The organism is Streptomyces sp. NPDC096105, from assembly GCF_044763335.1.
Classification (GTDB): Bacteria; Actinomycetota; Actinomycetes; order Streptomycetales; family Streptomycetaceae; genus Streptomyces.
On record NZ_JBIWGC010000036.1, the window covers coordinates 22,340 to 34,052 of the forward strand.

Here is an 11,713-nt window from a genome sequence, read left to right on the forward strand (position 1 = left end):
AGGTCGGAGACCGTACTTCCTTCTACGTCACGCAACGGCGCGCGACAGGAGCCAGAGGACCATGCAGACCAAGCTGGACGAAGCCAAGGCCGAGCTGCTCGATCGGGCCGCCCGGGTAGCTGAGAACAGCCCGGCCGGGGGGAAACTACCGACTGGGACCGTGGAGGGGGACACGCCCGACCGGGACGCCGTCCTCGCGTTCCTCCAGCGCTACTACCTGCACACCGCCCCGGAGGACCTCGCCGACCGCGACCCGGTCGACATCTTCGGGGCCGCCGTCTCGCACCACCGGCTCGCCGAGAACCGCCCGCAGGGCACGGCGAACGTCCGGGTGCACACCCCGACCGTCGAGGAGAACGGCTGGACCTGCAGCCACTCCGTCGTCGAGGTCGTCACGGACGACATGCCCTTCCTCGTCGACTCCGTCACCAACGAGCTGACCCGCCAGGGCCGCGGCATCCACGTGGTGATCCACCCGCAGTTCGTGGTCCGCCGGGACGTGACCGGCAAGCTGATCGAGGTCCTCTCCGACCCGGTCGGCGGCGACCTCCCCCAGGACGCCCGCCACCTGCCGCACGACGCGCACGTCGAGTCCTGGATCCACGTCGAGATCGACCGCGAGACCGACCGCGGCGACCTCAAGCAGATCACCACCGACCTGCTGCGGATCCTCTCCGACGTCCGCGAGGCCGTCGAGGACTGGGGCAAGATGCGCCGGGCGGCCACCTCGCTGGCCGACGCGCTGCCCGAGGAGCCCGTCCCCGCCGACCTGCCCCCGCTGCAGGTCGAGGAGGCCCGCGAGCTGCTGCACTGGCTCGCCGACGACCACTTCACCTTCCTCGGCTACCGCGAGTACGAGCTGCGCGACGACGACTCGCTCGCCGCCCTGCCCGGCACCGGCCTCGGCATCCTGCGCTCCGACCCGCGCCACGCGGCCGACGAGGACCACCCGGTCAGCCCGTCCTTCGAGCGGCTGCCCGCCGACGCCCGCGCCAAGGCCCGCGAGCACAAGCTGCTCATCCTGACCAAGGCCAACAGCCGCGCCACCGTGCACCGGCCGTCGTACCTGGACTACATCGGTGTGAAGAAGTTCGACGCCGACGGCAACGTGGTCGGCGAGCGCCGCTTCCTCGGGCTGTTCTCCTCCGCCGCCTACACCGAGTCCGTGCGCCGGGTGCCGGTGATCCGCCGCAAGGTCGACGACGTCCTGGAGCGGGCCGGCTTCTCGCCGCACAGCCACGACGGGCGCGACCTGCTGCAGATCCTGGAGACCTACCCGCGCGACGAGCTGTTCCAGACCCCGGTCGAGGAACTGCGGTCCATCGTCACCTCGGTGCTCTACCTCCAGGAGCGCCGCCGGCTGCGGCTGTACCTGCGCCAGGACGAGTACGGGCGCTACTACTCCGCCCTCGTCTACCTGCCGCGCGACCGCTACACCACCGGTGTCCGGCTGCGGATCATCGACATCCTCAAGGAGGAGCTCGGCGGCGTCAGCGTCGACTTCACCGCCTGGAACACCGAATCGGTCCTCTCCCGGCTGCACTTCGTCGTCCGCGTCCCGCAGGGCACCTCACTGCGGCACCTGTCCGACAGCGACAAGGAGCGCCTGGAGGCCCGGCTGGCCGAGGCCGCCCGCTCCTGGTCCGACGGCTTCGCCGAGGCGCTGACCACCGAGTTCGGCGAGGAGCGCGCCGCCGAGCTGCTGCGCCGCTACGCGGGCGCCTTCCCCGAGGGCTACAAGGCCGACCACTCCCCGCGCGGCGCCGTCGCCGACCTGGTGCGTCTCGAGGAGCTGGACGAGGAGCGGGACTTCGCGCTCAGCCTGTACGAGCCGGTGGGCGCGGGGCCCGACGAGCGCCGCTTCAAGATCTACCGCACCGGCGAGGCCGTCTCCCTGTCCGCGGTGCTGCCCGTGCTGCAGCGCCTCGGCGTCGAGGTCATCGACGAGCGGCCGTACGAGCTGCGGCGCTCCGACCGCAGCGTGGCCTGGATCTACGACTTCGGCCTGCGCATGCCGCACGCGCCCGGCGGCGGGGACCACCTCGGCGACGACGCCCGCGAGCGCTTCCAGGACACCTTCGCGGCCACCTGGACCGGCAAGGCGGAGAACGACGGCTTCAACGCCCTCGTGCTGAGCGCCGGGCTGACCTGGCGTCAGGCGACGGTGCTGCGCGCGTACGCCAAGTACCTGCGTCAGGCCGGGTCCACCTTCAGCCAGGACTACATGGAGGACACCCTCCGGAACAACGTCCACACCACCCGGCTGCTGGTCTCCCTGTTCGAGGCGCGGATGTCGCCGGACCGGCAGCGCGCCGGGTACGAACTGGTGGACGCCCTGCTGGAGGAGCTCGACGCCGCCCTCGACAAGGTCGCCAGCCTCGACGAGGACCGCATCCTGCGCGCCTTCCTCACCGTCATCAAGGCGACGCTGCGCACCAACTTCTTCCAGGAGACGAGCGGCGGCGAGCCGCACGACTACGTCTCCATGAAGTTCGACCCGCAGGCCATCCCCGACCTGCCCGCGCCGCGCCCGGCGTTCGAGATCTGGGTGTACTCGCCGCGGGTGGAGGGCGTGCACCTGCGCTTCGGCAAGGTCGCGCGCGGCGGTCTGCGCTGGTCCGACCGGCGTGAGGACTTCCGCACCGAGATCCTCGGCCTGGTCAAGGCGCAGATGGTGAAGAACACCGTCATCGTGCCGGTCGGCGCCAAGGGCGGGTTCGTCGCCAAGCAGCTCCCCGACCCGGCCGTCGACCGGGACGCGTGGATGGCGGAGGGCATCGCCTGCTACCGCACGTTCATCTCCGCGCTGCTCGACATCACCGACAACATGGTGGGCGGCGAGGTCGTGCCGCCGGCGGACGTCGTCCGGCACGACGAGGACGACACCTACCTGGTCGTCGCCGCGGACAAGGGCACCGCGACCTTCTCCGACATCGCCAACGAGGTCGCCGAGACGTACAACTTCTGGCTCGGGGACGCCTTCGCCTCCGGCGGCTCGGCCGGCTACGACCACAAGGGCATGGGCATCACCGCCCGCGGCGCCTGGGAGTCCGTCAAGCGGCACTTCCGGGAGCTGGGCGTGGACACCCAGACCCAGGACTTCACGGTCGTCGGCATCGGTGACATGTCCGGCGACGTGTTCGGCAACGGCATGCTGCTCAGCGAGCACATCCGCCTGGTCGCCGCCTTCGACCACCGGCACATCTTCATCGACCCGAACCCGGACGCGGCCGTCTCCTACGCCGAGCGCCGCCGGCTGTTCGAACTGCCGCGCAGCTCCTGGGCCGACTACGACACCGCACTGCTGTCGGCGGGCGGCGGCGTCTTCCCGCGCAGCGCCAAGTCCGTGCCGATCAACGCGCACATCCGCGAGGCCCTCGGCATCGAGCCCGAGGTCACCAAGATGACCCCGGCCGACCTGATGAAGGCGATCCTCACGGCGCCGGTCGACCTGCTGTGGAACGGCGGCATCGGCACCTACGTCAAGGCGTCCACCGAGTCCGACGCGGACGTCGGCGACAAGGGCAACGACGCGATCCGGGTCGACGGCAAGGACCTGCGGGTCGCCGTCGTCGGCGAGGGCGGCAACCTGGGCATGACCCAGCTCGGCCGGATCGAGTTCGCGCTGCACGGCGGCCGGCAGAACACCGACGCCATCGACAACAGCGCGGGCGTGGACACCTCCGACCACGAGGTGAACATCAAGATCCTGCTGAACGGCCTGGTCAAGGAAGGCGACATGACGGTGAAGCAGCGCAACAAGCTGCTCGCCGAGATGACCGACGAGGTCGGCCGGCTGGTGCTGCGCAACAACTACGCGCAGAACACCGCCATCGCCAACGCGCTGGCCCAGTCGAAGGACATGATCCACGCGCAGCAGCGCTTCCTGAAGCACCTGGTGCGCGAGGGCCACCTGGACCGGGCGCTGGAGTTCCTGCCCACCGACCGGCAGATCCGCGAGCGCCTCGCCTCCGGGCAGGGCCTGACCGGGCCGGAGACGGCGGTCCTGCTGGCGTACACGAAGATCACGGTCGCCGAGGAGCTGCTGCACACCTCGCTGCCCGACGACCCCTACCTGAAGGGCCTGCTGCACGCCTACTTCCCGACCGCGCTGCGCGAGCGGTTCGGGGAGCACATCGACAGCCACCCGCTGCGCCGCGAGATCATCACGACCGTGCTGGTCAACGACACGGTCAACACCGGCGGCACCACGTATCTGCACCGGATGCGCGAGGAGACCGGGGCGTCGCTGGAGGAGATCGTCCGGGCGCAGACCGCGGCCCGCGCGATCTTCCGCTCCTCGGTGGTCTGGGACGGCGTGGAGGCGCTCGACACCAGGGTCGACACCGCCACCCAGACCCGGATCCGGCTGCACTCCCGCCGCCTGGTGGAGCGCGGCACGCGCTGGCTGCTCAACAACCGGCCGCAGCCGCTGCAGCTCGAGGAGACGGTGTCGTTCTTCGCCGAGCGGGTCGAGCAGGTCTGGGCGGAACTGCCCAAGCTGCTGCGCGGCGAGGACCTGAGCTGGTACCAGAAGATCTACGACGAGCTGAGCGAGGCGGGGGTCCCGGACGAGCTGGCCACCCGGGTCGCCGGGTTCTCCTCCGCCTTCCCGACGCTCGACATCGTGTCGGTGGCCGACCGGACGGGCAAGGAGCCGCTGGACGTCGCCGAGGTGTACTACGACCTCGCCGACCGGCTGCGCATCACCCAGCTGATGGACCGGATCACCGAGCTGCCGCGCGCGGACCGGTGGCAGTCCATGGCCCGTGCGGCGATCCGCGAGGACCTCTACGCGGCGCACGCGGCGGTCACCGCGGACGTGCTGGCGGAGGGCGACGGCTCGGCGACGCCGCAGCAGCGCTTCGCGCTGTGGGAGCAGAAGAACGCGGCACTGCTCGGCCGGGCCCGCACCACGCTGGAGGAGATCCACGGCTCCGACTCGTTCGACCTCGCGAACCTGTCGGTGGCGATGCGGACCATGCGCACGCTGCTGAGGTCGCACTCGTAAGGCACCGGGCCCGTCGGGGGGGGGGGCCGCCCCGGCCCCGGGGGGCCCCCGCCCCCCCCCGCCACGGGGGCGGGGGGGTGGGGCCCCTGGGCCCCGGGGGTTGGCGCGAAGTGTTTGGGCCGGGGGCCGGGGGGGGGGGCCCGGGGTCGCGCCGGGGGCCGCGGCGCCCCCCCCGCGCGTGTGGTGCCTTGGGCGGGAATCGGCGGCGAACCCGTGGGGACGGCCCGGGAACGGGATAGGTCTCTGGTGTGACTGCCCGATTCCCGTCGTCCGGAGGAGCCGGAGCGTCCGGAGGGGCCGGAGGGGCCGGCACGCGCCGCCCCGCGCTCCGCCCGGCCGCCGTCGGCCGGGCCCTGACCACGGGCGTCACCGGGCTCGTCCTGTTCCTGCTGGTCCTGGTCGTCGTACGGCTGCCGTGGAGGGGCGACCTCGGCATCCACGCGGCGACCGTGCAGCGGCTGCGGCACGACCCGCTCGCCCCGGGCAACCCGCTGGTCGACGCGAACACCCCGAGCCCGTACTACTCGCCGTGGACGCTGGTGCTCGGCGGTGTCGCCCGGGCGAGCGGCCTGGACGTGTTCGTGGTGCTGCGGCTGGCCGCCGTGGCCGGGCTGGCGCTGCTGGTCACGGGCGTGTGGCGGTACGTGCGGACGCTGAGCGCGCACCCGGCCGCGCCCCCGCTCGCGCTGCTGTGCCTGCTGTTCCTGTGGGGCTCCGAGCCCCTGCTGTGGAGCGGCTTCCCGGGGCTGCACTCGCTCGCCCTGACGGCGGCCTACCCGAGCACGTTCACCCTGGGACTCGCCTTCCACTTCTGGGCCTGGCTGACCGGCGCGCTGCGCGGCAGGGCCGGGTGGGGGATGTGGCTGGGGCTGGGCGTGCTGTGGGCGGCGATCCTGCTCTGCCACCAGTTCTCCGGGGTGGTGGCCACGGTGGGCGCGGCCGCCGCGGTGGTCGCGGCGCGTCCCGGGCGCGCGGTGTGGCCCCGGCTCGGCGCGGCGCTGCTGCTGGGCGTGTCGGTGCTGGGGGCGTGGCCGTACTACGACTTCTTCGCGCTGGCGGCCGCCGGGGGCGGGCTGGAGACGGTGCACCGGGTGCTGTACGCGCACCCGGTGGCGCGGTTCGGGCTGGTGCTGCTGGGCGTGGCCGCGCTCGTGCCGCGCTGGCGGCGCGACCACCGGGACCCGCTGGTGATCTTCTGCGCCCTGGGCGTGCTGGTCGTCGTCGCGGGACGGATCACCGGGCACCACTCGTGGGGCCGGGCCCTGCCGGCGGCGGTGATCCCGGCGCAGATCGCGGCGGCCGTCGCGGCCGTGGGGGCGGGGTCGCGGCGGGTGCGCGCGGTGTGGGCGGCGCTGCTCGCCGGGGCGCTGCTGGCCGGCGGCTGGGCGCAGGCGGGCGCGCTCGGGTACGTGGTCGCGGCCGACGCGCTGCCCGGCGCGGTGGCGGACAGGCACCGGCCGCCGTGGCCGGAGTACGGGTGGATCACCCGCTGGGTGCGGTACGGCGACGTCGTCATGGCCGAGGGCCGGGCGGCCCGCCAGGTGCCCGCCTACGGCCCCTACACGGTCGCCCCCGGCTACCCCGACTTCTTCCTCGCCGACGAGGAGCGCCGTACGGCCGCCACCCGGGCGTACTTCGCCGCGGACACGCCGGCGGCCGAGCGGCGGGGCACCGAGCGGGAGTACGAGGTGCGCTGGGTGGTGGACCACCGCGGCGTCCTGGACGACCCCGCGCTGCGGCCGGTGGCCCGGGGGCCGCGCGGGGAGGTGCTGTACGCCGTGCCGTGAGCCGGCGGGGTGGCCGGGGGCGGGTCGCGGGGCGTCAGCGCACGGCGCCCGCGACCAGCCGCGCCGCGCGGCGCAGACGGGGGCGGGCCAGGCGGGCGGCCACCGGGCGGAGCGCTCCGGTGACGCCGGCCGGCTCCCAGCGGACCTGGAGACGGCCCGGGTTGTGGCCCTCCGGCCCGACGGTGACGCGGTGCGGGGCGGCGCCGGAACGGTAGGGGACGCGGGCGGTCAGCGCCGGGAACTCCAGGGGCGCCAGCAGCAGCGCCTGGTTGCCCTGGCCGCCGCTGGTGAGCCGGACCAGCGGATGCCGGACGCCGGCGAAGCCGCCCAGCGGTAGCCGGGCCCCGGCCAGATCGAGCCGTACCGTCCCCTCGAACACGCCGGGCCGCACCGGGTCCAGGCGGAACGGCACGCTGAGGCGGCGCCGGCCGGGGGAGATCACCAGGCTCGCCCGCTGCGGGCCGACGGGCAGCCGCAGCGCCGGGTCGTAGGTCCGCACGGTCAGGTCGATCCGGGCGCCGCCCCCCGGGACACGGGCGATCCCCGTGATCTCGTGCCGGAACAGCGCACCCGGGAACGGGCGGGTGTCCGGCTCCAGCTCGGTCAGGTCCAGCTCGCGGCGGGCGGCCACGGTGTCCGGTACCCGGTCGCCCCAGTAGACCCGGCCGTCCGCGTCGGCGGTCAGCCGCCTCGGGGCGACGCCGTACCCCAGCCCCCGTGCCGCCAGCGCGGCCTCGGACAGCCTGCGGTCCCGGACCAGCCGGAGCACCACCCGCTCGGCACGGGGCAGCCGGGCGTACGCGCCCGGGGACAGCGTCTCCAGGTAGGGGTTCACCTCGTCGGCGAAGGCGGCCAGCCACTCCTCGTCGCGGTACGGCAGGTCGCCCGCGTACATCCGGAAGTCGTGCTTGAGGAACTTGTGGTCCTTGTCCTCGCGCAGTCCCGCGTGCCCGCTCTCCACCAGGAACGCGTCGATCAGCCGCTGCACGTGGATCCGGTCGCGGACGTTGCCGATCAGGTGCCGCTGGTTGGATATGGACGCGGCCTCCGTGCTCACGTAGGGGGCCACGTACCAGAGGTAGACCGGTTCGGGGACGATCGTGAACCGTTTCGCCAGGCAGTAGGCCTGCGCCGAGAACAGCTGGTCCTCGTAGTGGATGCCCTCCGGGAAGCGCAGCGCGTGCCGGTCGAGGAAGGCGCGGGCGTACATCTTGCCGGTCGCCAGGTGCTCGAAGAACAGCCGCGGGTCGTCCTCGATGCCGTCCAGGGTGCGGCGCTCGCCCACCAGGTGCGGCATCCAGGTGGAGCGGCGCCCGGTGTCCACCCGGACCCGCCGCACCGCGCCCATCGCGAAGTCGATCTCGCGCTCCCGGTGCGCGGCGAGCAGCGCCGCGACCGCTCCCTCCGGCAGTTCGTCGTCGCTGTCGAGGAACATCAGGTACGGCGCCCGGGCGATCTCCAGGGCGCGGTTGCGCGGGGCGCTGCACCCGCCGCTGTTCTCCGGCAGCCGCAGGTACCGGACGCGCGGGTCGGCGGACGCCAGCGCCCGCGCCACCTCGGGGGTGTCGTCCGTGGAGTGGTCGTCGCTGATGACGATCTCCAGGTCGCGGTGGGTCTGGCGGCACACGGACCGCACGGCGCGGGGCAGCCGTCCGGCGTCGTTGTGCACGATCACCGTGACGGTGACGGCGGGGAGCCGGGACGTGGACATCACGCGGTCACCTCCTGGGGGGCCGGCGCCGGGGTGCGCTCCTCCAGCGGCAGCACCGGGGGCAGCGACGCCTCGTCCTCGCCGAGGAAGACCCGGCGCACCACCCGCTCGGCGGCCCGGCCGTCGTCGAACTCGCAGAACCGGCGGCGGAAGGCGGCCCGTGCCTTCGCCGCGCCCTCGTCGCGCCAGGCGTCGGTGACGAGGATCTCGATGAGGTCGTCCTGGGTGCGCGCCACCGGGCCCGGCGCCTCGGCCATCAGGTCGAAGTACACCCCGCGCGTCGTGCGGTACGTCTCCCAGTCGTCGGCGTGGATCACGATCGGGCGGTCCAGGTTGGCGTAGTCGAACATGATCGACGAGTAGTCCGTGACCAGGGCGTCCGCGGCCAGGCACAGCTCCTCGACCGGGTCGTAGGAGGACACGTCGACGACGCGGCCGGAGCGGCGCAGGCCCGCCAGCGGGGAGACGCCGGAGTCGTGGAAGTAGTGGGCGCGCACCAGCAGGACGGTGTCCTCGCCGAGCAGGTCGGCGAGCGCGGCGAGGTCCAGGCGCGGGGTCCAGCCGGCCTCGTAGTCGCGGTGCGTGGGCGCGTACAGGACGGCCCGGCGGCCCGGGGCGATGCCGAGCCGTTCGCGGACCGCGCGCACCTCGTCCGCGCCGGCCGTGTAGTACACGTCGTTGCGCGGATAGCCGTGGTCGAGGGAGACGTACCGGGACGGGTAGGCGCGCTCCCACATGCGGGTGGTGTGGCTGTTGGCGGAGACGCTGTAGTCCCACTTGTCGACCCGCTCCAGCAGGGCGTCGAAGTCCAGGCCCTGCGCGGCGGCGGGGTAGGCCGTCTGGTCCAGGCCCATGCGCTTGAGCGGGGTGCCGTGGTGGGTCTGCACGTGCACCGCGTCGGGGCGTTTGACCACGGCGTTCGGGAAGTTGACGTTGTTGACGAGGTACCCCGCCGTGGCGAGCGCCTCCCAGTAGCGGCGGGTGCCGGGGACCACGTGGTCGGTGCCGGGCGGCAGCAGAGCCGCGTTGCGCGCGCTCACCACCCACACCGGGTGGATGTGCGGGGCCAGCTCGGCGAGCTTCGCGGCGATCGCGGCCGGGTTGCAGGCGACGCCGCGGTTCCAGTAGGCGGAGAACACCGCGAGGTGCGGGTCGGCGGGCCGGCGCAGCGCGGCGCGGTACTGGTGGTCGCGGATCCGCGCGCCGGCCTGCCGCCGTCCGGCGCGCACCGTGGACCGCACGGCGCGGCGGGCGCGGTTGGCGGCCTGGAAGGCCCGGTAGCGGGTGTAGGCGCCCTCCTCCAGCAGCGAGCGGCGCACGCCCTCCGGGCCGCCGGGACGGCGGTACCCCTCGGGGCGGCGGCGTACGGCGGCGGAACCGGCCCGCAGGAAGAACTCCCGCGCCGCCGGCTCGGGCACGGCGCCGCGGGCGAAGGTGCGCAGGCAGTCGCGGACCATGATCTCGTAGAGCACGGTGTAGACGGCGGGCCGGTCCTGGGCGAGGTCGAGCAGGGCCTCGTAGCGGTCGACGGCCGCGAGGTGCTGCTCGGGGGTGACGGGCGGGAGGCTCGCGGGGCGCAGCCGCCGGTCCTCGTAGGCGATGTGCGGCAGGCAGGCGACGCGGCCGGCGAGCAGGAGGGCGGCGAGGGCGGCGCGGGGTTCGTCGTCGGTGGTGAGCCGTTCCTCGTGGGCCCGCCAGAAGTCGGCGCGCAGCACGCGGGTGCCGAGCAGCGGGGTGAGGCGCAGCAGGTAGGCGCTGTCGGCGAGGGCCGGCTCGGTGCGGCCGGCGCGGACGAGGAGGGGGCCGTCCGCCGACGGCAGGGCGGAGCTGCGCCAGGTGCTGCGCAGGTGGTCCAGGAGCAGGACGTCCACGGTGCCGGGCAGCTCGGCGGTGCGTTCCGCGACGGTGCGGGGGCTGCCGGGCGGGAGGCCGTCCTTGGCGCGGACGAAGTGCAGCCAGCGTCCGCCGGCCCGCGCCGCCCCGGCCGCCCGGGCCGCCGCGTCGGACGTGCCGTCGGGCAGCGGGACCACCTGGAGCTGCGGGGCGTGCCGCTCGGCCGTCTCGCGGGCCCAGTCGCCGACGGCGGCGACGACGACCTCCACGTCCGGCAGCGGGTGGGCGACGAGCGAGTCGAGCAGGCCGGTCAGGTGGTCCTGGGTGTTCGGCCCGTGGACGATGACGCTGAGCTGGGGCATCACGGGGCTCCTTCGGCTGCTCGGCGGCGCGGACGGTCCCGTCGGTCGTATCCAGTCATAGTGACACCGATACGACGAATCGGTCGGCGGAAGGGTCGCCCGGAGGGAGCCCGCCGGGCCCGCGCCCTCCCCGCTAGCGGCCCGAGGTGAACTTCTCGTACTCCTTGAGCACCTCGTCGGTCGGCCCGTCCATGCGCAGCTCGCCGCGCTCCAGCCACAGCACGCGGTCGCAGGTGTCGCGGATGGACTTGTTGTTGTGGCTGACCAGGAAGACCGTGCCGGCGTGCTTGCGCAGCTCGCGGATGCGGGCCTCGGAGCGCTTCTGGAAGGAGCGGTCGCCGGTCGCCAGCGCCTCGTCGACGAGGAGCACGTCGTGGTCCTTGGCGGCCGCGATGGAGAAGCGCAGGCGGGCGGCCATGCCGGAGGAGTAGGTGCGCATCGGCAGGGTGATGAAGTCGCCCTTCTCGTTGATGCCGGAGAAGTCGACGATCTCCTGGTAGCGGGCCTTGATCTCCTCGCGGGACATGCCCATCGCGAGCCCGCCCAGGTGCACGTTGCGCTCGCCGGTGAGGTCGGCCATCAGGGCCGCGTTGACGCCGAGCAGGGACGGCTGGCCGTCGGTGTAGATGCGGCCGTTCTCCACCGGGAGCAGCCCGGCCACGGCCTTGAGCAGCGTGGACTTGCCGGAGCCGTTGGTGCCGATCAGGCCGATCGCCTCGCCCCGGTGGGCGACGAAGGACACGTTCCGCACGGCGTGCACCCGGCGCACGCCGGACGCCTTCTCGGTCTGCCTGCGGCGCAGCATGCGGTTGAGGGCGGCGGTCGCGGAGCCGCGCCCGGCCCCGGTGCCGTTGACCTGGTAGACCACGTCGACGCCGTCGGCGATGACGGTCGGGATCCTCTGCCGGTCGGTCTCAGCCACGGCCGTACCTCTCCTCTGCCTTCCAGAAGTAGACGAAGCCGACCACGCCGGCCAGCACCGCCCAGCCCAGCGCGAACGCCCACACGT

The 11,713-nt window shown here is 73.7% G+C and carries 5 protein-coding genes and 1 pseudogene; 2 read left to right on the plus strand and 4 right to left on the minus strand.

Annotated features, from left to right (window positions below):
- Positions 1-61: 61 nt before the first annotated feature.
- Together ACIQ8B_RS32080 and ACIQ8B_RS32085 are read left to right on the plus strand one after the other, a co-directional pair.
- Positions 62-5,011 (plus strand): NAD-glutamate dehydrogenase, encoded by a 4,950-nt coding sequence (locus ACIQ8B_RS32080; protein WP_403551734.1) that lies wholly within the window; start codon positions 62-64, stop codon positions 5,009-5,011.
- A 248-nt stretch (positions 5,012-5,259) separates the two neighbouring features.
- A complete protein-coding gene (locus ACIQ8B_RS32085; RefSeq protein WP_403551736.1) occupies positions 5,260-6,798 on the plus strand; it encodes a hypothetical protein in 1,539 nt (512 codons plus the stop codon).
- A gap of 34 nt (positions 6,799-6,832) precedes the next feature.
- Here the strand turns inward: ACIQ8B_RS32085 and ACIQ8B_RS32090 are convergent, their stop codons facing one another.
- From ACIQ8B_RS32090 to ACIQ8B_RS32105, 4 genes and pseudogenes are all read right to left on the minus strand, one after another.
- Positions 6,833-8,509, minus strand: coding sequence for a glycosyltransferase (locus ACIQ8B_RS32090; RefSeq protein WP_403551738.1), 1,677 nt, complete (start codon positions 8,507-8,509; stop codon positions 6,833-6,835).
- The gene (locus ACIQ8B_RS32095) at positions 8,509-10,704 is read right to left on the minus strand and encodes a CDP-glycerol glycerophosphotransferase family protein (protein ID WP_403551740.1); all 2,196 of its coding nucleotides are present in this window, start codon (positions 10,702-10,704) and stop codon (positions 8,509-8,511) included. Before ACIQ8B_RS32095 ends, ACIQ8B_RS32090 begins: the two co-directional genes overlap by 1 nt.
- 133 nt (positions 10,705-10,837) lie before the next feature.
- On the minus strand, positions 10,838-11,626 hold the full coding sequence (locus tag ACIQ8B_RS32100; RefSeq protein WP_106413956.1) for an ABC transporter ATP-binding protein: 789 nt from the start codon (positions 11,624-11,626) through the stop codon (positions 10,838-10,840).
- Positions 11,619-11,713 (minus strand): annotated as a pseudogene (locus ACIQ8B_RS32105) (ABC transporter permease); the annotation flags it as partial. The pseudogene ACIQ8B_RS32105 and the gene ACIQ8B_RS32100, both read right to left, overlap by 8 nt.

Bases quoted from the DNA above. Each gene is read 5' to 3' on its own strand.
- ACIQ8B_RS32080 (WP_403551734.1), top strand. From the start codon at position 62: ATGCAGACCAAGCTGGACGAAGCCAAGGCCGAGCTGCTCGATCGGGCC.
- ACIQ8B_RS32090 (WP_403551738.1), bottom strand. From the start codon at position 8,509: ATGTCCACGTCCCGGCTCCCCGCCGTCACCGTCACGGTGATCGTGCAC.
- ACIQ8B_RS32095 (WP_403551740.1), bottom strand. From the start codon at position 10,704: ATGCCCCAGCTCAGCGTCATCGTCCACGGGCCGAACACCCAGGACCAC.